The organism is Streptomyces odontomachicola, assembly GCF_039605595.1.
Lineage (GTDB): Bacteria > Actinomycetota > Actinomycetes > Streptomycetales > Streptomycetaceae > Streptomyces.
Window position 1 is genome coordinate 445,501 of the sequence record NZ_JBCFOK010000001.1, and the last position, 20,790, is coordinate 466,290.

A 20,790-nucleotide genomic window follows, 5' to 3' on the forward strand; every position below is an offset into this window, starting at 1 on the left:
GCCCGGACCGGTGCGCATAGGCTGTCGTCTGTCAGCCAGACGCAGCAGGGGGCAACCGCCATGACGACAGGTGGGAGCGGGACCACCGCCGCACCGCCGAACCGGGCCTACGCGGGACAGGTCGTGCACTTCCCGGACCCGGTGAGGGCCGCGCGGCACCCGCAGGGTGTGCGGGTGGACGAGCACGGCTTCCCGGTCTTCACTCCGTACGCGCGCGCCGCCGCCGAAATCGCCGAGCCCCCCGAGGGGTTCGGCGGCGACGAGCTGCGGCTGACCGACTTCGTCTCGGCCAACGCGGCGCTGCACGCCGCGGGCCACGAGCTGTGGTCCGACCTGCCGCCGTCCGCGACGCCGCACGGCTGGACCTGGCACCACGTGGCGCACAGCCGCCGCATGGAGCTGGTCCCCGTCGAGGTCAAGGGGCTGCTGCGGCACCACGGCGGGCTGGCGACGGCCTCCGTCGACCACGCCAAGAACGGCACCAGGCCGCTCCAGGAGACCAAGCCCGCGCACTTCGAGGTGCCGCACGAGCCGCCGGTGAGCGAGGGCCAGCTCGCCGAGGTCGAGGAGAAGCTGGGGTACCGGCTGCCCGGCGCCTACCGCGCCTTCCTCAAGGCGGCCGGCGGCTGCGCGCCGCGCGGCGTCGCGCTCGACCCGGAGCTGGGACTGCTGGTGGACCAGCCGTTCTTCACCGTGCGCGAGGACGCGGCGGTCAACGACCTCGTCTACATCAACAAGTGCCTGCGCGACCACCTCACCAAGGACTACCTCGGCGTCGCCTTCGTGCAGGGCGGCCTGGTCGCGGTGAAGGTGCGCGGCGAGGGCACGGGTTCGGTGTGGTTCTGCGCGTACGACGACGTACGGGACCAGGACGGGCTCGGCGTGCAGGAGCGGGTGCAGCGGTTCCTGCGGCCCTGCGGCGCCGACTTCGACGACTTTCTGCTGCGGCTCGCGGGCAGCCCGCCCGAGCTGGAGACCGTGGCGAACCTGATGGTGGACGGCGGCTTCGCACGCGCCGTCCGGGTTTGAGGGGGCTGAGGCCGCGATGGTGACCTTCGCACAGGCGCAGGAGCGCGCGGAGCGCTGGGTGAACGCGGACGTTCCCGGATACCAGCAGCGCGAGGTGCGGGTGCGGGAGTTCGACCTGGGCTTCGTCGCCTGGGCCGAGGACCGCGAGGACGGGCCGACCTCGGACGGCGGCCGTGCACGCCTGGTCATCGCGCGGGACAGCGGCGATGTGACGCTGTGGCCCGGCCTCCCGGTGGGCGAGGTGATCCGGCGCTACGAGGAGGAGTACGGGCGCCCGGCGCCGGCTCCCGGAGCGCCCGCCGCACCCCCGCAGCGCGTCGACCTGGAGGCCACCTCCTTCCTGCTGACCCCGCCCGAATGGCTCCAGGAGGCGGCCGACAAGGCCGGCGTGCCGGACCGTACGGGCGTCTCGGGCGCCTCCGACTCCTCCGCCGCCGACACACCCGCGCCTCCGGCGGCCCCGCCGACCGCTCCTCCGGCGGCCCCGCCCGCGGCAGCGCCCGCCGCCGACGCCGGCTGGGACGCGGTCTCCAGTGGTCCGGGCACCGGCGGCGGCAGCCCCTGGGACGCGGCCGACACCAGCGACTCCGGGCGCGGTGAGGCGCAGGCGCCGCCCGCGACCGTGTTCGCGCCGCCGATCTCCGGCAGCGACGACGAGGAGCCCCCGGCGGCGGACGCCGAGGCGCGTACGACGGTGATGCCGGACAGCGGCGGCGCGCTGCCGCGCACGGCCGTGTCCCCCGTGGTGGGGGAGGGCCCCGGCGCGGGCCCGGATGCGCACGCGAACGCCGAGGACACCGGGGCATCCGGTGAGCCTGCCGAGCCTGCTGCTCCCGGCTCGCCCGGAGCTCCCGGAGCTCCCGGCGGTGGCCCCTCCGGCGGGGGCAACGACGTGCATCACGCCGCGACGATGCTGGCCAGCCCCGGTCCTGACGTACCCGGCGCCCCCAACGCACCCGGCGCGCCCGGCGCTTCGGGTGACATCGCGGACGCCGAGACGGGCCGCGCGGCCCCCGGTCTCGCGCCCTCGGGGCAGCCGCGGCGCGGGAGCGGTCCGTCCGTGCCCCCGCCGCCCGGCGCACCCGGCACGCCCGGCGCCCGGCCGAACAGCGGCGCGCCCTCCGGGAGTTCCGGCGGACCGTCCTCGGGCGGTCCCGGCGGACCGGCCGGCGGCTATGTGCCGACCCAGATGGTGTCGGCCGAGGACGTGGCCAACAGCGGCCCGCAGTCCGGCACTTCGCAGTCGGGCAGTCCGCAGACCGGCAGCCCGCAGTCGGGCCAGGGGCAGGACACACCGCCGCCGCCGGGACCCCCTGGCGCGCCCGGCGGCGGCAACGACGTGCACCACGCCGCGACGATGCTGTCCAGCCCCGCCGCGCCGGAGCCGGGCCAGGGGCAGGGCCCCGGCGGCCGTCCCGGCGGCGCGCCGCCTCCGCCGAGCGCACCGCCGCCGGCCCCCGGCGCCCCGGGCAAGCCCCCGGCGCCCCCGTCCCCGCCCGGCGCCCCCGGCGGCGGCCCCTCCGGCGGCGGCAACGACGTGCACCACGCGGCGACCATGCTCTCCGGCCCCGCGCAGGGCCCGGGCCAGGGTCCCGGCGCCCCGCCGCCCCCGCCGAGCACGCCGCCCCCGGCCCCCGGCGCGCCCCCCGCGCCCGGGACTCCCGCGCACGGTGCCCCCGCCCAGGGCGCACCGGCGCAGGGCGGTCCCGCGTACGGCTATCCGCAGCAGCCCTCGGGGCAGCCGACGGTGGGCCCGGGCTACATGGCGGTCGCGCGGTACCGGGCGCCGGACGGCTCCGAGCAGCAGCTCATCCGGCGCAGCGCGCCGGGTGTCCCGCACCCGGAGTGGCAGATCCTGCACGAGCTGATGGGCATGAACGTGCCGCCCCAGCAAGTCATCGAGCTGCACACCGAGTTGGAGTCCTGCGACCTGCCGGGCGGCTACTGCTCGCGCATGATCCGGGAGACCTGGCCGCAGGTGCGGATCACCAGCACGGCCCCGTACGGCCGCGACCACGCCTCGCGGCAGCAGGGCATGCGCCATCTGCTGGAGCACCAGGGCGAGTTGCACCAGGTCGCGGACGGCCCGGCCCGCCCGGCGCCGAACCGCGTGCCGCTGCCCCCGCCGGGACAGCTCCAGCAGGCGCCGCCGATCCCGCCTGACGCCATCGGGCAGGAGCTCCAGCAGGCCTTCGGGCCGCAGGGCGTGTTCCGCTTCGACCAGCACGCGGTCTCCCGCCAGGGCGTTCCCGACATCGTCGGGCAGCTCCTGGTGTGGGCCGGGATCCCGCTGGACATGGGCCCGTTCTTCTGGGGCCAGGCCCAGCCGGGGCGCCCGGTGCCGACGCTGGCCGAGCTGGCGCAGGAGCGCGGCGTGCAGCCGGGCCCGGACGCCGGTTCGTACCTCGTCATGGGCAACGACTTCGGCCGCCAGCTCTGCGTGCAGTACGGCACGGCGCACATCGTGGCCGTGCCGATGGAGGCGCAGCCCGGCGGACAGCCCGCGCAGCCGCAGTTCGTGAACACCGGGCTGCCCGAGTTCGTCCGCTGCATGGCGCTGCTCGGCCGCATGTGGCGGCTGCGGTACGGGCTGACCCAGGAGCAGGCGGGCCGCTGGACCGTGGACTTCCAGAACCAGCTCGCCGCGCTCGACCCGCCGGCCCTCTCCTCCCCGGAGAACTGGTGGTCCGTGCTCCTGGAGCAGATGTGGGACGGCCTCTTCTAGAGGTTCCGCTTCCGGAGGCTCCGCCGGAGGCTGCGCCCGATCGCCGTAACCGGCGCACGCGCTGACGGGCAGGGCGCGGCCCGGCGTGCCAGGTTCGGGGGATGAGCGACCAGCAGCTCCCGCCCGCCAGCTCCACGACGCTCTACCGCTCCGCGTCCCGCCGCCGCGGCGACGGGCGCGGGCGCGGGGGCGGCGGCCGGACGCTGCGGCGGGCGCTGGCGGCGTTCCTGGCGCTGGTGGTGCTGGTGGCCGTCGGTACGTACGTGTGGGCCGAGCAGCGGCTGCGCGAGACGCCCGCGCTGTCCGACTACGCGGGCAGGCCCGAGCCGGGCGAGGGCACCAACTGGCTGGTCATCGGCACCGATTCGCGCTCCGACCTCAGCAAGGAGCAGCGGCAGCAGCTCCATGTCGGGGGCGCGGACGAGCGGAACACCGACACCATGATGGTGCTGCACTACGGGTCGTCGGGGCCCTATCTGGTGAGTCTGCCCCGGGACTCGTACGTGTCCATCCCGGGGCACGGCAAGAACAAGATCAACTCCGCCTATGCGCAGGGCGGCGCGAAGCTGCTGACCCGCACCGTCGAGCAGGCCACCGGGCTGCGCCTGGACCACTACGCGGAGGTCGACTTCCTCGGTTTCACCGGCATCGTCGACGCGCTCGGCGGCGTACGGGTCTGCCTGGACGCGGCGCTGCACGACGAGAAGGCGGGCGCCGACCTGGAGAAGGGCTGCCAGACGCTGGACGGGAAGCAGGCGCTGGCCTTCGCGCGCGCCCGGTACAGCGATCCGCAGGGCGACCTCGGGCGGGTCAAGCGGCAGCAGAAGCTCCTCGGCGCGATCGCGTCGCAGGCCACCTCTCCCGGCACGCTGCTGAATCCGTTCCGCTTCTACCCCTTCACCGGTGCGGCGCTGGATGCCACGACCGTGGACGACGGGAGCGGTGTTCCCTCACTCACATGGATGGCGTGGAAGGTCAGAGGACTGACGGCGGGTCACGGGGGTACGACGACCGTCCCGGTCGCGAACGGCGGGCTCAGCCTGCCCGGGATCGGGGATGTCGTGGTCTGGGACGACGCCGGGGCGAGGGAGCTTTTTGATCAGTTGCGCCGGGATGTGCCGATTACGGCGACGCGGGCCTCGTAGCGCATCCTTGGGGGCGGTGCACGGGCGGAGTGTCGCGGTATGGGCGCTTCGACCTGATGAAGAAGGATATGCAGGCGCTGTGACCGTCGGGTGCGTCGCAGGTTCGCTTTCCGAGCTGGTTCCGCTGAAGGCTGCTGAGGGTTAGGGGCTCGATATGAGTGCGTCGTCGCCGCACGGCTTCGTTGTCGTACGGGGTCGCGGCTACCGTCCCGAACAGGTCGACGCCAAGGCGTCCGATCTGCGCGAGGAGTGCGAGGCGGCCGGGGAGCGCGCCGCGAAGCTGACCGAGCTCGCGAAGGAGCTGGCCGAGGAGAGCGAGCGGCTCCAGGCCGTGGTCGCCGCGCTGCCCCCGCAGAACTTCGAGTCCCTGGGCGAGCGCGCGCAGCGGCTCCTCGCGATGGCCGAGACGGAGGCCGAGGAGGTGCGCTCGGCCGCGCAGGCCGAGGCGCAGGAGATCAGCGAGTCCGCCGAGGAGGCCGCGCGCGAGCTGCGCGAGGCCGCGCGCGAGACGGCGTCGCGGGTACGGGCCGAGGCGGAGGCCGCGGCGGCGAACTCCCTGGACACCGCGCAGGAGGCGGCGGACGAGCTGCGGACCACGGCGCGCGACGAGGCGGAGGAGACCCGCAGGGCGGCGGCCGAGACGCTCAAGGACACCTCGCGCAGGTGCCAGGCGCTGCTGGCCGAGCAGGAGAAGGAGCAGGCGGCCGAGTCGGACGCGCTGGACCGCGAACTCGACGAGCGGGAGAGCTCGGTCGAGGCCAGGATCGCGGACCTGGAGGACCGCGGCGAGCACCTGATCGCGGAGGCGAAGCGCGCCAAGGCGGAGGCGGCCGAGGCGGCGCGGCACCGCCAGGAGGACGCGGAGGCCCAGGGCGAGGAGCTGCTGACCAAGGCGCGCATGCGGCAGGAGGGCATCGAGCGGGAGACCGACCGGGTCCTGCGCGAACACGAGGAGCGCGCCGAGGAGTTGCGCCAGCACATGGCCCACGTACGCAGCAGCCTCTCCTCCCTCACCGGCAAGGCCCCGGACGCGGGGGTGGCCCTGCCCGAGCAGGCGCGGGGCGGGGTGGACTGAGTCCGGCGCGGGCGCGTCCGCGTGGGCGGTCACGGCCCGTGCGGGCTCCCGGGGCCGGGGCGGCTTCGCTTCTCCGGGCGGCTACGTGTCTCCGGGCGCCTGCGATCTGACGCTGCTGATCTGAAGCTGCTGATCTGAAGCTGCTGATCTGAAGCTGCGCTTCGTGCTCGCGGCGGTGGGCTTCGCGGTGCGGCCGCCGGGCCACCGCCGCTTCTGGTCGCGCGCCGCGGCGGGTTCCCGGCGGTGGGCGCGTGCCCCTCTCGCCTTGCGGCGCCGCCTCCGGCGCCGCGCGCCTGCGGCCGCCTGCGGGTGGGCGCGCCCGCGGTCGTCATCCCGCCGCGGCCTTCCTCCGCGGCGGGATGACGCCCTCCCCGGGGACGCCCTAGGGGGACGGTTCCTGGAAGCGGGCGTTCAGGATGAGGTGGGGTCGTTCTGGGGCAGGACGGGGGTTCGTTCCGTCGCATGACGAATCGGGCGTGGATGCTCCCTAGCCTGCTGTGCGTCAGGGGGCCGTACCGGCCGTGGTGGGGGTAGCCACAGGCCGAAGACGCGGAACAGCACCATCGCGGGGGCCTCGTCATCCGGGAATGCTCGGCACCGTGCCGAACGGTGCGCATCAGGGCTTCCCATGACGTGAGGGGACAGGCAGTGACCACGGCGGCAACGGAGTTCAGGAGCGGGGGCGCGGGCGCGGGGACGTCCGTGGCCGCCGCGGCACGGCAGGTCGTCAAGGCGTACGGCACCGGCGAGACGCGGGTGCTGGCGCTGGACCGGGTGGACGTCGACATCGAACGCGGCGCCTTCACGGCGATCATGGGGCCCTCGGGCTCCGGCAAGTCCACGCTGATGCACTGCCTCGCCGGGCTCGACACGGTGACCGAGGGGCGGATCTGGCTCGGCGAGCAGGAGGTCACCGGGCTGCGGGACAAGCGCCTGACCCGGCTGCGGCGTGACCGCGTGGGGTTCGTCTTCCAGGCGTTCAACCTGCTGCCCACGCTGAACGCGGGGGAGAACATCACGCTGCCCATGGACATCGCGGGCCGCAAGCCCGACAAGGAGTGGCTGCGGCACGTCATCGACACCGTGGGGCTGGGGGACCGGCTCGGGCACCGGCCGGGGCAGCTCTCGGGCGGGCAGCAGCAACGGGTCGCCGTGGCGCGCGCGTTGGCGGGCAAGCCGGAGATCATCTTCGGGGACGAGCCGACGGGGAACCTGGACTCCCGCTCCGGTACCGAGGTGCTGGGCTTCCTGCGCAGGTCGGTGGACGAGCTCGGTCAGACGATCGTGATCGTCACCCATGACCCGGTGGCCGCCTCGTACGCGGACCGCGTCGTCTTCCTCGCCGACGGGCGGATCGTGGACGGGATGCGGCAGCCCACGGCGGAGGCGGTGCTGGACCGGCTGAAGCGGATGGACACGGTGGCCGCCGCGGGGACGGGCGCGGGCGCTGGGAGTGCGGCGGGTGCCGCCGGCGCGGCCGGCGCTGTGGGTGCCGCGGGCGTCGCCGGTGGTGGCGGCCGGGCGCCGGGCGGGGGCCCGCGATGACCGTACTCAAGACCTCGTTACGCGGATTCGTCGCGCACAAGGGGCGGATGGCGCTCAGCGCGGTCGCCGTCGTGCTCTCGGTGGCCTTCGTCTGCGGGACGCTGGTCTTCTCCGACACGATGACCGCGACCTTCGACCGGCTGTTCGCGGCCACCTCGGCCGATGTGACCGTGACGCCCAAGGGCGCGGCGGCCGACGACGAGCAGCCCGCCAACGGCAAGCCGAAGACGCTGCCCGCGTCCGCGGTGCGGCGCGCGGGTCAGGCGCAGGGCGCGGCGGCTGCCGAGGGCGCGGTCTCCAGCACGGCCGTGACCGTGGTGAACGCCCACGGCGACAACGTCGGCTCCACCACCGGAGCGCCCACCATCGCGGGCAACTGGACGACCATGGACCGCAAGACCATGGACATCACCTCGGGCCACAGGCCGCGCGGCGCGGGCCAGGTGATGGTCGACGCCGACACCGCGAAGAAGAAGCACCTGAAGCTCGGCGACGAGCTGCGCACCGTCGCGGCCACCGGCGACCACACGGCGCGGATCAGCGGCATCGCCACGTTCCGCGTGACCAACCCGGGCGCCGCGATCGTCTACTTCGACACCGCGACGGCCCAGCGCCAACTGCTGGGCAGGGCCGGCGTGTTCACCCACGTCGCGGTGACCGGCGACAAGGGCGTGCCGGACGCGGAGCTCAAGCGGAACGTGGCCGCCGAGCTGGGCGCAGGGACGCAGAGCGGCTACACGTACCGCACCCAGGCCGAGACGTCCGAGCAGGGGCAGAAGGACGTCGCGGGGTTCATGGACGTGATCAAGTACGCGATGCTCGGCTTCGCCGGGATCGCCGTGCTGGTCGGCGTCTTCCTGATCGTCAACACCTTCTCGATGCTGGTCGCGCAGCGCACCCGCGAGATCGGGCTGATGCGGGCCATCGGGTCGAGCCGCAGCCAGATCAACCGCTCGGTGCTCACCGAGGCGCTGCTGCTCGGCCTCGTGGGCTCGGTGTTCGGCGCGGGCGCCGGGGTCGGCCTGGCGGTCGGGCTGATGAAGGTCATGAGCTCCTTCGGCATGAACCTCAGCACCTCCGAGCTGACCGTGAAGTGGACGACCCCGGTGGCCGGACTGCTGCTCGGCGTCGTGGTCACGGTGCTCGCGGCCTGGCTGCCCGCGCGCCGCGCCGCACGCGTCTCGCCGATGGCGGCGCTGCGCGACGCGGGCAGTGCGGGCCTCTCCGGCGGCGGCCGCGCGGGCGTGCTGCGCATCACGGCCGGCGTGCTCCTGACCGGCGGCGGCGCGTTCTGCCTGTACGCGGCGACCCAGGCGTCCAAGGCCGGCGCGGGCTCGCTGTGGATGGGCGTCGGCGTGGTGCTCACGCTGCTCGGCTTCATCGTGGTCGGTCCCGTGCTGGCGGCGGTGTTCGTGCGCGGGCTGTCCGCGGCCGTGCTGCGCCCCTTCGGCAGGGTCGGCAGGCTGGCCGAGCGCAACGCGCTGCGCAACCCGCGGCGCACGGGGGCCACGGCCGCCGCCCTGATGATCGGGCTCGCGCTGGTCGCCTCGCTGTCGGTGGTCGGCTCCTCGATGGTCGCCTCGGCCTCCGACCAGCTCGACAAGTCGGTGGGCGCGGACTTCATCGTGCAGTCGGACAACGGCCAGCTCATCACTCCGGCCGCGCAGCGGAAGATGGAGCGCTCGCCCGATCTGGCCTCGGTCACCTCGTACAAGAGCGTCGAGGCGCGGATCACCCCGCCCGGGGGCGGGAAGGCGGAGAAGACCGACCTGTCGGCCACCGAGCCCTCGTATGTGAACGACCTCCAGCGGAAGGTCACCTCGGGCAGCCTGGCGGCGGCGTACGGCGGGAACGCGATGTCGGTGGGCAGCGACTACGCCAAGAAGCACCACGTCGCGGTGGGGGACCGGATGAGGGTCGCCTTCACGGACGGGCGCACGGCCTCGCTGCGGGTGGCCGCGGTGACCTCGGACGACACGACGTTCGACAAGGGCGCGATGTACGTGAGCATCGACACCGTGCGGCGCTATGTGCCGGCCGCCGAGATGCCGCTGAACTCGATCATGTTCGGCAGCGCGAAGGACGGCCGGGAGAAGGCGGCGTACGGAGAGCTGAAGGACGCGCTCAAGCCGTACCCGCAGTACCAGGTGCGGGACCAGGCCGACTTCAAGAAGACGCTGGAGGACCAGATCGGCCAGCTCCTGAACATCGTGTACGGGCTGCTGGCGCTGGCGATCATCGTGGCCGTGCTGGGCGTGGTGAACACCCTGGCCCTGTCCGTCGTCGAGCGGACCCGCGAGATCGGCCTGATGCGGGCCATCGGGCTCTCCCGCCGCCAGCTCCGGCGGATGGTCCGGCTCGAGTCGGTGGTCATCGCCCTCTTCGGCGCGCTGCTCGGCCTGGGCCTCGGCCTCGGCTGGGGCGCCACGGCCCAGAAGCTGCTGGCCCTGGAGGGCCTGGGCGTCCTGGCCGTCCCGTGGACCACGATCCTCGCGGTCTTCGCGGGCTCGGCCCTGGTCGGCCTGATCGCCGCCCTGGTCCCCGCCTTCCGCGCCGGCCGCCTGAACGTCCTGAACGCGATCGCGACGGAGTAGCGGGAGGGGGTACGGGGGCTCCGCGAGGGGACACCGCGAGGGGGCTCCGCGAGGGGTGGGCGCGCACGGGGGCGCCCACCCCTCAGGTGTGTGCGGGCCACCCCGCGGCGGTCCCGCTCGGCGGCGTACACCGCATGTCGCCTCGCGGGGCCGTCGTACTCTGGAGGGCGTCCCGGCCCGCCTCGCGTGCCGGGCCCGACGCGCTGCCCGGTCCCGGGCGGCCGCCTCCATCGCCTGCTCACACGAGACGGAACGCGCCACATGAGTCTCACCGGACTGCTCGACGCCGTCGTGCGCGATCCCGCGCTGGACGAGGCCGTCAAGGCCGCGGCCGCGGGGAACCGGCAGCACGTCGACCTCGTCGGCCCCGCGGCCGCCCGCCCCTTCGCCGTCGCCGCGCTGGCGAGGACGGCGGAGCGTCCCGTACTGGCCGTGACCGCCACCGGCCGCGAGGCCGAGGACCTGGCGTCCGCGCTGCGCTCGCTGCTGCCGGAGGACGGGGTGGTGGAGTACCCCTCCTGGGAGACCCTGCCGCACGAGCGGCTCTCGCCCCGCTCCGACACCGTCGGCCGCCGCCTCGCCGTGCTGCGCCGCCTCGCGCACCCCGACCCCTCCGACCCGGCCACGGGCCCGGTGCAGGTGGTCGTCGCGCCGGTGCGCTCGGTGCTCCAGCCGCAGGTGAAGGGGCTCGGCGAGCTGGAGCCCGTGGCGCTGCACCAGGGCGAGGAGCACGATCTGGAGGAGGCCGTCGACGCCCTCGCGGCGGCGGCGTACAACCGGGTCGAACTGGTCGAGAAGCGCGGCGAGTTCGCGGTGCGCGGCGGCATCCTCGACGTCTTCCCGCCCACCGAGGAGCACCCGCTCCGGGTGGAGTTCTGGGGCGACGAGGTCGAGGAGATCCGGTATTTCAAGGTCGCCGACCAGCGGTCCCTGGAAGTCGCCGAGCACGGCCTGTGGGCGCCGCCGTGCCGCGAGCTGCTCCTGACCGAGGACGTGCGGCGGCGCGCCGCCGAGCTCGCCGAGCGGCACCCGGAGCTGGACGAGCTGCTCGGCAAGATCGCCGAGGGCATCGCGGTGGAGGGCATGGAGTCCCTCGCGCCCGTCCTCGTGGACGACATGGAGCTGCTGCTCGACGTCATGCCGAAGGGCAGCATGGCGATGGTCTGCGACCCGGAGCGTGTACGGACCAGGGCGGCCGACCTCGTGGCGACCTCGCAGGAGTTCCTGCAGGCGTCGTGGGCCGCGACCGCCGGGGGCGGGGACGCCCCCATCGACGTGGGCGCGGCCTCGCTGCGCGGCATCGCGGACATCCGCGAGCACGCGCAGGAGATCGGGATGATGTGGTGGTCGGTGAGTCCGTTCGCCGCCACCGACGACGCGGACGAGGGCGAGGAAGCGCTCACCCTCGGCATGCGCGCCCCCGAGACGTACCGGGGCGACACCGCGCGCGCCATCGCCGACACCAAGGGCCGCCTCTCGGACGGCTGGCGCTGTGTGTACGTCACCGAGGGGCACGGCCCCGCCTCCCGTACGGTCGAGGTGCTGAGCGGCGAGGGCGTCGCGGCCCGGCTCGACTCCGATCTCGGCGAGATCAGCCCGTCCGTCGTGCACGTCGCGTGCGGCTCCATCGAGCACGGCTTCCTGGACGAGGGCCTGAAGCTCGCGGTGCTCACCGAGACCGACCTGTCGGGGCAGCGCACCGCCAGCAAGGACGGCGCGAAGATGCCGGCCAGGCGGCGCAAGCAGATCGACCCGCTCACCCTGGAGTCCGGCGACTACATCGTGCACGAGCAGCACGGCGTCGGCCGCTACATCGAGATGGTGCAGCGCACGGTGCAGGGCGCCACCCGCGAGTACCTGCTGGTGGAGTACGCGCCGGCGAAGAAGGGCCAGCCCGGGGACCGGCTCTACATCCCGACCGACCAGCTCGAGCAGATCACCAAGTACGTGGGCGGCGAGGCGCCCTCGCTGCACCGGCTCGGCGGCGCGGACTGGACGAAGACCAAGCAGAAGGCGAAGAAGGCGGTCAAGGAGATCGCCGCGGATCTGATCAAGCTCTACAGCGCGCGGATGGCCGCCCCCGGCCACGCCTTCGGCGCGGACACCCCGTGGCAGCGCGAGCTGGAGGACGCCTTCCCGTACGCGGAGACCCCGGACCAGCTCACCACCATCGGCGAGGTCAAGGAGGACATGGAGAAGACGGTCCCGATGGACCGTCTGATCTGCGGCGACGTCGGCTACGGCAAGACCGAGATCGCGGTGCGCGCGGCCTTCAAGGCGGTACAGGACGGCAAGCAGGTGGCGGTCCTCGTCCCCACCACCCTCCTTGTCCAGCAGCACTTCGGGACGTTCACCGAGCGGTACGGGCAGTTCCCGGTCAACGTGAAGGCGCTCTCCCGCTTCCAGACCGAGACCGAGTCCAAGGCCGTACTGGAGGGGTTGCAGGACGGCACGGTCGACATCGTCATCGGCACTCACCGCCTTTTCTCTTCCGAGACCAAGTTCAAGGAGCTGGGCCTCGTCATCGTGGACGAGGAGCAGCGCTTCGGCGTCGAGCACAAGGAGCAGCTCAAGAAGCTGCGCGCGAACGTGGACGTGCTGACCATGTCCGCGACGCCGATCCCCAGGACGCTGGAGATGGCGGTCACCGGCATCCGCGAGATGTCCACGATCACCACGCCGCCGGAGGAGCGGCACCCCGTGCTGACCTTCGTCGGGCCGTACGAGGAGAAGCAGATCGGCGCCGCGATCCGGCGTGAGCTGCTGCGCGAGGGCCAGGTCTTCTACATCCACAACCGTGTGGACTCGATCGACAAGGCGGCGGCGCGGCTCCGCCAGGTGGTCCCGGAGGCGCGCATCGCGACCGCCCACGGGCAGATGTCCGAACAGGCCCTGGAGCAGGTCGTGGTGGACTTCTGGGAGAAGAAGTTCGACGTGCTGGTCTCCACGACGATCGTGGAGTCCGGGATCGACATCTCCAACGCCAACACGCTGATCGTGGAGCGCGGCGACAACTTCGGCCTCTCGCAGCTCCACCAGCTGCGGGGGCGGGTCGGCCGTGGGCGCGAGAGGGGCTACTCGTACTTCCTCTACCCCCCGGAGAAGCCGCTCACCGAGACCGCCCACGAGCGGCTGGCCACGATCGCCCAGCACACCGAGATGGGCGCGGGCATGTACGTCGCGATGAAGGACCTGGAGATCCGCGGTGCGGGCAATCTGCTGGGCGGCGAGCAGTCCGGGCACATCGCGGGGGTGGGCTTCGACCTCTACGTACGGATGGTGGGCGAGGCCGTCGCCGACTACCGCAAGTCTCTGGAAGAGGGCGGCGCGGAGGAGGAAGAGGCCCCGCTCGAGGTCAAGATCGAGCTGCCGGTCGACGCGCACGTCCCGCACGACTACGCGCCCGGCGAGCGGCTGCGCCTCCAGGCGTACCGCGCGATCGCCTCCGCGAACTCGGAGGAGGACATCGCGGCCGTACGCGAGGAACTGGCCGACCGCTACGGCCCGTTGCCCGAGCCCGTGGAGAACCTGCTCCTGGTCGCGGGCCTCCGCATGCTGGCCCGCACCTGCGGCGTCACCGACATCACCCTCCAGGGCAACAACGTCCGCTTCTCGCCCGTGGAACTCCGCGAGTCCCAGGAACTCCGCCTCAACCGCGTCTACCCGCGCTCGGTGATCAAGTCCGCCTCCTCCCAGGTCCTGGTCCCCCGCCCCAAGGCGGGCGGAATCGGCGGCAAGCCCCTGACGGGCCGCGAGCTGTTGGCGTGGGTGGGGGAGTTCCTGACGACGATTCTGGGGGGATAGCGGCGCTGACCGCCGGCCGGCCCCGTGTGTGGTCGCTTTCCGCTGCGGCGGGATGCGGGTGGGTGGTTGCGCCCGTCTCGCGCGAGCCGAGCCACCGAGACGGGCGTGTGGTTCCGCCCCTCTCTCCCCCACGAGCTGTGGGCAATCGTTCCGCAGGGGCGGAACGGGTGGGCACAGCGGACGCAAGCCCCGCACCCGCCCCGCCCCGCCCTCAACGGGGCCGTCACCAGCGCCCCGGGTCGGGTTCCCGTCCAGCTCGAGCCCCGCGACTGGCCGCGTAGACCGCCGACCGGCCGCGCTTGTGGTTGCTTCCCGCTGCGGCGGGATTTGGGTGGGTGGTTGCGCCCGACCTGTGCGTTGCGGCCCGCCCGGAAACGCTCCGCGCCCCCGACCGGGCCTCCGCTTGGTCTGCGGCGTCCGCGGGTTGCGTACGAGCCGTCGCGACGGGCTACGGCCCGTGGGCCGCGGCCGCCTCGCGTTCGGCCAGTGCTGCGGCCAGGCGGTCGCGGGCCGCCTGTTGGGCCGCTATGCGGGCGTCCATCACGGCGAGGCGGTCGCGCGCGATACGCAGGCCCCCGGGCGACGGGGCGCTCGCCGCGACGTCGCCGTCCAGGCACACGGCGAAGGCCCGCACATCGTCGAGGGTCAGGCCCACGTCCAGCAGATGCCGGATGTTCCGCACCCGTACGACGGCCGAACCCTCGTAGTCCCGGTACCCGTTGGCGGAGCGGGACGAGACGAGCAGCCCCTCCTGCTCGTAATGGCGCAGCGCCCGCGGCGTGACTCCGGTGGCCGCGGCGAGTTCGCCGATCCGCATCGGCCCCACCTCCCCGCGTAGAGGGTAGGCGGCGGCCCGGGCCGGGGTCTCAGGCGACGACCGCGCCGCCGTCCACCGCCAGCACCGTCCCCGTCACGAAGGACGCCTCGGGAGACGCCAGCTGCCGGACCGCCCAGGCCACTTCCTCCGGGCTCCCGCGCCGTCGCTGCGGCGTGTGGGCGATCTGCCAGTCGCGTACGGCAGCCGACTGCTCCGGTGTGAGGCCGTTGTGTTCGCCGATGGGCGTCTCGATCGCGCCGGGCGCCACGGCCACCACGCGGATGCCCCGTGGCGCGAGGTCCACGGCCCAGCTGCGGGTGAGGAGTTCGAGGGCGGTCTTGGTGGCGGCGTAGAGGGAGTTGCCGGGCCAGGCGCGCTGGCCGACTGAGGTCGTGATGTTCACGATCGTGCCCCGCGCCGCCTCCAGCGCGGGCAGCGCGGCCTGGGTGAGCAGTACCGGCGCGACGAGGTTGGTGTCCAGGAGCGGCGCGACGCCCGCGCGCGTGATCGAACCGAGGGCGTGCGCGCCCACGATCCCGGCGTTGTTGACGAGGACGTCCAGCCGGCCGCAGAGGTCCAGCGCTGTCCGTACGAGGTGTTCCGGCGCGCCCTCGGCGGTGATGTCGGCGGGGAGGGGCGTATGCCGGGGCGGCCCTCGGCGGTCTCCTTCAGCGGGGCCTCGCGCCGGCTGACAGCCAGTACGCGGGCTCCCTCCGCGGCGAAGGCGCGCGCGGTGGCCCGGCCGATCCCCGTACCGGCGCCGGTGACGAGGACGGTGCGTGCGGGGCCTTGCGGTGCGCTGTTCTGCTCCATGGCCCGGAGCTTGCGACCTTGACGCCTGCGGCAAGGTCAAGCCCCGCCCCGGAGATGGAGATGGGGGCGGGGCGGTGGCGGGCTGTCAGGACCGGCGGGGGTCGGGGATCTTGGGGAACTCCTTGGCGCAGAGGTAGCCGTTGCGGTCGGTGTCGGCCTTCTGGAACGCCTCGGCCGCCTCCCGCGGATCACCGCCCCGCGCGAGCCACGCCTTGGTGAACTCCTGCGGCGAGAGCAGCCTGTCGCCGGTCTTGTCGATGGATTCGAGGGTCCACGCGGGGGCCGGCGCGGGCGCGGCGGCCGAGGCGACGGCAGGGAGGCCGGCGAGGCAGCAGCCCGCGGTGGCCGCTGCGGTGGCGAGGAGGACGGTACGGAGCCGGGGCATGGTGAGGTCGGTCCCTTCAGGACGGGTGCGGGTGGGCGGTGCACGTTCGCGGTCCGCCCTAGCAGACGGACGCCCCGAGCCTCCCGGCAACGGCCCCGCCGCACACGCCGCGTCACCCGTCCGGCGGCCCTAATTCATTCGACGGCGCCCACCTCGTACGGCAGCCTCCCGCCATGGAAGCCGAGCAGGAGACGGACGCCGGGAAGAAGACGGATGCCGGGCAGGAGACCGGGGGCGGTTATGGGGTCGAGGCCGGGTACGGGGCCGACGCCGGGCATCGCAATGAGGCCGAGCGCCGGAGCCCCGTCGCGCACTGGCCCCTGTACGCACTCCGCTTGAGGACCCCGCGCCTCGAACTGCGGGTCCCCGGCCTCCCGTTGCTGGACCGGCTCGCCGAGGTCGCCGCCGCGGGGCTGCACCCGGCGGGGGAGATGCCGTTCACGGTGCCCTGGTCCGAGGAGGCGGACGGGCGCGGGCAACGGGTCTTCCAGCACGTGCTGGGCACCATCGCGCAGTGGACCCCGCAGAACTGGTCGCTCAGCCTCGCGGTGCTCCACGAGGGCGACGTGGTGGGCCGGCAGGACCTGACGGCCTCGGACTTCGCGGTCGTACGGGAGGCCGAGACCGGTTCCTGGCTGGGCCTCCCGTACCAGGGGCGCGGCATCGGCACGGAGATGCGGGCCGCCGCGCTGCACCTGGCCTTCGAGGGGCTCGGCGCCGAGCGCATGACCTCGGCGGCGATGACGGACAACGCCCGCTCGCTGGCCGTCTCCGAGAAGCTGGGCTACGCGCCGGACGGCGTGCGGACGGTGGCCGTACGGGGCGAACGCCGCACCCTACAGCGGCTCCTGCTCACCCGCGACAGATGGAAGCGGCACCGCACGGTTCCGGTGGAGATGGCGGGGCTGGAGGAGTGCAGGGAGATGTTCGGGGTGAGCCCCTAGGGGCCCACCCCTTACGGACCCGGCCCTTACGGGTTGTGGAACCGCACCTCCGGATTCCCCTTCGTCGGCCCCTCCAGCAGCGGCTGCGGCGTGATGCCGCGCAGGTGCTGGTCGAAGAAGGCGCCCACGTAGGAGCGGGTGATCCGCGCGGAGCGGTCGCCGGACAGCGGCGCCTCCGGGTTCTCGATGCCCAACTGGTCGCTCAGCACCGGCATGTCGGTGAAGGTCATGTGGTCGCCGCCGGACACCGTGAGCCACCGCTTCCAGCCGTCGAGCCGCTTCCAGGCGCTGCTCCAGGTGCCGTCCTCGCCGCCCGGCATGTGGCCGGCGCCCGCGCCGAGCATCAGGAACGGCCGCCCGTCCAGGCCCTCGCGGGGCACCGAGGAGAAGAAGGTGCCGTCCAGGTTGACCCCGGCCCGCACCCGCGGGTCGTCCCGCATGGTCCGCGCCGCCGCGCTCCCGCCGATGGAGTGCCCGGCCATGCCGATCCGGCGCGCGTCGACCACCTGCGGGTACCGCCTCAGCAGTTCGTCCAGCAGGAACGAGACGTCCCGCGAACGCCCCTTCGTCACCCGCGACATGAAGCGCGGGACGTCCTTGTCCTTCACCTTCTCCAACTGCTGGCACGCCGCGCAGTCGGTGAACCGCCCGTCGGTGAACTCCGTACCGACGCTCTCGTACGCGTGGTCGACCGCCGCCACCGCGTAGCCCCGCGAGGCCAGTTCCTCGGCGGTCACCGACATCGTGGCGCGCGGCATGCCGAAGCCCGGCGAGAGCACCACCAGCGGGTGCTTGCCGCCGGCCGGCAGCGCGCCGGTGCGCGCGTGCGTCCGCGTACCGGCCAGCTCGGCGGGCGAGAGCTGCGCCTCGCGGTGCCAGCTCTTGATCATCGCCCGCGCCTCGCGCTCGGTCATGTACGAGGCCGCGCGCGGCGATCCGGTGCCGCGCGCCGCCGGGTAGTACAGCGTCGTCATGAGCCGCCGCGGACCGGACTCCGGCTTCCACGGGTCCTTGCGCGCGGTGTCGGTGAGCTGGAGCGTGCGCTGCCCGACCGCGTACGTGCCGCTGGGAACGGGCAGTTGGAGACGGGAGGAGGACTTCGGGCCCTCCTCGGCTGCGGGACCGGCGCCCGCGGTGGCTGCGGTGACGGGCCGGTGCCCGTCGGCCATCGCCTGCGGGGCGCCGGCGAGCGGAAGGGCGAGAGCGCATGCGAGAACGGCGGCGACGAGGCCGCGGCGGGGGGTGGTCATGTACCCGACTCTAGAGCTTCGCCACCGGTGGAGGTCACCCGGGGTGGGTGCTCCAACACGCTTGGTGGAAAACGGAGTTGGAGGTCACCAGGGGCCCGCGCGAGCCCCGTACGAGCAGTTCATCGACCGCGTACGGGACCCCGCCCCGCAGCGCTCCCGCACCCCGGCCGCCACCCCCGCAGCCCCGGCTCGTTGGCCGGAACGGCACGCCGTACGTGGCCTGATCGCCGCCCATCCGCGTCCATCGGTGGCAAACACCGTCGAATCAGTGGTCACGGGACCATCCACTGCCTAACATCAGCAACCGCCAGGTCATGCACCGTCGCACGACCCTCGCCGCAGCCGGGAGGCCCCATGCGCCCTATGCACAGCCGTCGCCGCAGGTCCGCGCTCACCGTGTGCTCGGCGGCCGCGCTCGCCGCAGCCGCACCGCTGCTCACCGGGTGCGGGAGCGACGCGCATCCAGGGGCGGCCGCGGTCGTGCAGCAGCAGCGGATCAGCATGGGCGACCTCCAGTCGCGGGTCGGCGCCGTGCGCGACGCGCAGGACGCGGCGCCGCAGGGCGAGCAGATGGTCAAGGGCAGCGGGCAGCTCACCCGGGCCACCCTGGACGGCATGATCCGCGACAGGATCGTGCACAAGGCGGCGAAGGACGCCGGGGTCACGGTGTCCCGCCGCGAGGTGGAGAGCATGCGCGGGATGCTGGAGCAACAGGCGGGCGGCGCGCGGCAGATGGAGGCCACGCTGCTCCAGCAGCAGGCCATCGCGCCCCGCGAGATCGACGAGCGGATCAGGATGCAGCTCGCCGTCGAGAAGATCGCCAAGGCGAAGAAGATCAACCCCCAGTCGCCGGCGGGCAATCAGCAGCTCAACGCGCTGTTCGCCGACACCTCCAAGACGATGGGCATCGATGTGAACCCGCGCTACGGGAAGTGGGACACCTCGAAGGCCACGCTCGGCAACGGCAAGGAGCCGTGGCTGCGCGACCTCAGCGGCCTCAAGGCGGACCGGCAGCAGGCGGCGCAGCAGCCGATGTAGCGGGGGCCGGCGCAGGGGCCGATGCGGCGGGGGCCGGAGTCCCAGGGGATCGCGCGGGGCGGTCACGCGGCTGGGTTACGTTCGAGGCGTGAACGACACCAGCACCGCGGCGCCCGCGCCCGCGACCCCCGGCCGCCTCGTCCTGCTCACCACCACGCACCGCGTGGCCCCCGGGCTGCTGTCCTGGCCCGCCTGGCAGGCGCTGCGCGGCGCGCACCGCGTGCTGTGCTCCGACCCCGCGCACCCGCAGCTCCCCTACGTACGGGAGGCGGACGTCGAGGTGGCCACGGGCGAACTCCCCTCGGCGCGCGAACTCGTCGACCTCTGCGTCGCGGGCGAGGACGTCGTCGTGCTGGCCGGCGCCGAGGGCGAACCGCGGCTGACCGACGGGCTGGCCCGCATCGCGGGTTCAGGACGCGAGCCCGCGATGCCCGATCTGGAGCTGCTGCCCGGCTCGTACGACCTGCCCGGCGCGCGGCTGCTCGACCTCGTGCAGGTCATGGACCGCATCCGGGCGCAGTGCCCGTGGAGCGGCGTACGGACGCACCGCGACCTGGCGAAGTACGGGGTCGAGGAGATGTACGAGCTGGTCGAGGCCATCGAGGAGGACGACCGCGGCGCGCTCTGCGAGGAGCTGGGCGACGTGCTGCTCCAGGTCGTCTTCCACGCGCGGATCGCCGCCGACGACCCCGAGGAGCCCTTCGCCATCGACGACGTGGCGGGGACGATCGTCGAGAAGCTGATCAACCGGCATCCGCACGTCTTCGGCGAGGAGGACGCCGAGACGCCGGAGGAGGTGCGCGCGCACTGGCTGCGTACCAAGGCGGAGGAGAAGGGGCGCAGCTCCGTGACGGAGGGCGTCCCGCTGGGCCAGCCCGCGCTGGCGCTGGCCGCGAAGCTGTCCTCGCGGGCGCGGGGGGCCGGCCTCGACGCGCGCGTACGGGGCGAGGGCGTCGGCTACGAGCTGCTGGAGCTCGCCCGCCGGGCCGAGGCGGAGGGCACCGACCCGGAGACGGCGCTGCGGGCCGCGGCCCGCGCCTACCGCGACGCGATCCGCGCGGCTGAGGGCCACTGAGGCGGCTTCGCGCCCCTTGGCATGGTTTGCGCTGTGCGGGTACACGTCCGTTATGTACACGTACGCAGCGAACATCGCGCTTGGTGGGCAAACGCACCAGCTACTCGTGGGCATCGCGCCGTTCGTCGTGGGCCTGGTCGTCGTGGCCGCGCTGATTCTCGCGGTCGTGTACGGCATGCGGCTCCGCGACCGCGGCGACATGCGCAGCTCCGAGCCGGGCGGCCCCGCCCCCGAGGAGCCGGTCGGTGACCAGCAGGAACGCTGGGACTCCGAGGAGGTCCCGCGGGACGGCGTACGCCGCTACCCCTCGGAGCTCGGCAGCGTCGGCCACCGCAAGGACACCGACGAGCCCCCGCGCTGGAACGAGGGCTCCAGCGGCGGCTTCGGCAGCGGCGGTCCCGGCCACACGTAAGCGCTGCCTCTCCCACAGGCGCGCAGACCACCGCCTCGCCGTCCCCCTCCACCGAGGTGCGGGCAGCCGTTCCGCAGGGTGCCCCAGCCTGTACGGGACGGCCCGAACGCCCCGGCGGCTCCCGGCAGTTGGGGTGAGC

14 protein-coding genes and 1 pseudogene are annotated in these 20,790 nt (G+C 73.8%); 11 read left to right on the forward strand and 4 right to left on the reverse strand.

From position 1 onward, the window contains the following. Nucleotides 1-60 precede the first annotated feature (60 nt). The 7 genes from ABEE00_RS02120 (at nt 61) to mfd (ending at nt 13,917) form a co-directional block, all read left to right on the forward strand. Complete coding sequence (locus tag ABEE00_RS02120; RefSeq protein WP_345743413.1) at nt 61-1,029, forward strand: SMI1/KNR4 family protein; 969 nt, start codon at nt 61-63, stop codon at nt 1,027-1,029. A gap of 16 nt (nt 1,030-1,045) precedes the next feature. Then, a complete protein-coding gene (locus ABEE00_RS02125) occupies nt 1,046-3,754 on the forward strand; it encodes an SUKH-4 family immunity protein (protein ID WP_345743414.1) in 2,709 nt (902 codons plus the stop codon). A 101-nt stretch (nt 3,755-3,855) separates the two neighbouring features. Then, on the forward strand, nt 3,856-4,899 hold the full coding sequence (locus tag ABEE00_RS02130; RefSeq protein ID WP_345743415.1) for an LCP family protein: 1,044 nt from the start codon (nt 3,856-3,858) through the stop codon (nt 4,897-4,899). Between the two features lie 154 nt (nt 4,900-5,053). Continuing rightward, nucleotides 5,054-5,974, forward strand: a complete 921-nt coding sequence (locus tag ABEE00_RS02135; RefSeq protein ID WP_345743416.1) for a coiled-coil domain-containing protein — start codon at nt 5,054-5,056, stop codon at nt 5,972-5,974. 648 nt (nt 5,975-6,622) lie between these two features. Next, entirely contained in the window at nt 6,623-7,519 is an 897-nt protein-coding gene (locus ABEE00_RS02140; RefSeq protein ID WP_345743417.1) for an ABC transporter ATP-binding protein, read from the forward strand. Next, a complete protein-coding gene (locus ABEE00_RS02145) occupies nt 7,516-10,113 on the forward strand; it encodes an ABC transporter permease (protein WP_345743418.1) in 2,598 nt (865 codons plus the stop codon). Before ABEE00_RS02140 ends, ABEE00_RS02145 begins: the two co-directional genes overlap by 4 nt. A 261-nt stretch (nt 10,114-10,374) precedes the next feature. Beyond that, on the forward strand, nt 10,375-13,917 hold the full coding sequence (mfd, locus tag ABEE00_RS02150) for a transcription-repair coupling factor (protein ID WP_345743419.1): 3,543 nt from the start codon (nt 10,375-10,377) through the stop codon (nt 13,915-13,917). A gap of 448 nt (nt 13,918-14,365) precedes the next feature. Here mfd and ABEE00_RS02155 read toward each other — a convergent pair whose 3' ends face one another. The 3 genes and pseudogenes from ABEE00_RS02155 to ABEE00_RS02165 all read right to left on the reverse strand — a co-directional run bounded on the left by ABEE00_RS02155 (nt 14,366) and on the right by ABEE00_RS02165 (nt 15,932). Beyond that, nucleotides 14,366-14,734 carry a MerR family transcriptional regulator gene (locus ABEE00_RS02155; RefSeq protein ID WP_345743420.1) on the reverse strand — a complete coding sequence of 123 codons (369 nt, stop codon included), beginning with the start codon at nt 14,732-14,734 and terminating at the stop codon, nt 14,366-14,368. Between the two features lie 49 nt (nt 14,735-14,783). Then, a pseudogene (locus ABEE00_RS02160) lies at nt 14,784-15,547 on the reverse strand (SDR family NAD(P)-dependent oxidoreductase). An 85-nt stretch (nt 15,548-15,632) separates the two neighbouring features. Beyond that, on the reverse strand, nt 15,633-15,932 hold the full coding sequence (locus ABEE00_RS02165; protein ID WP_345743421.1) for an EF-hand domain-containing protein: 300 nt from the start codon (nt 15,930-15,932) through the stop codon (nt 15,633-15,635). A 173-nt stretch (nt 15,933-16,105) separates the two neighbouring features. Here ABEE00_RS02165 and ABEE00_RS02170 point away from each other — a divergent pair, with 173 nt between their 5' ends. Further along, a complete protein-coding gene (locus tag ABEE00_RS02170) occupies nt 16,106-16,876 on the forward strand; it encodes a GNAT family N-acetyltransferase (protein ID WP_345743422.1) in 771 nt (256 codons plus the stop codon). A 26-nt stretch (nt 16,877-16,902) separates the two neighbouring features. On the opposite strand, the gene ABEE00_RS02175 is transcribed toward ABEE00_RS02170, so the two are convergent. Then, on the reverse strand, nt 16,903-18,126 hold the full coding sequence (locus tag ABEE00_RS02175) for an alpha/beta hydrolase family protein (protein ID WP_345743423.1): 1,224 nt from the start codon (nt 18,124-18,126) through the stop codon (nt 16,903-16,905). A gap of 363 nt (nt 18,127-18,489) precedes the next feature. Between ABEE00_RS02175 and ABEE00_RS02180 the strand changes: the two genes are divergently transcribed. From ABEE00_RS02180 to ABEE00_RS02190, 3 genes are all read left to right on the forward strand, one after another. Next, nucleotides 18,490-19,164 carry a SurA N-terminal domain-containing protein gene (locus ABEE00_RS02180; protein ID WP_345743547.1) on the forward strand — a complete coding sequence of 225 codons (675 nt, stop codon included), beginning with the start codon at nt 18,490-18,492 and terminating at the stop codon, nt 19,162-19,164. Nucleotides 19,165-19,252: 88 nt separating this feature from the next. Beyond that, nucleotides 19,253-20,239 carry a nucleoside triphosphate pyrophosphohydrolase gene (locus ABEE00_RS02185; protein ID WP_345743424.1) on the forward strand — a complete coding sequence of 329 codons (987 nt, stop codon included), beginning with the start codon at nt 19,253-19,255 and terminating at the stop codon, nt 20,237-20,239. Between the two features lie 52 nt (nt 20,240-20,291). After that, nucleotides 20,292-20,651, forward strand: coding sequence for a DUF6479 family protein (locus tag ABEE00_RS02190; protein WP_345743425.1), 360 nt, complete (start codon nt 20,292-20,294; stop codon nt 20,649-20,651). Nucleotides 20,652-20,790 lie beyond the last annotated feature (139 nt).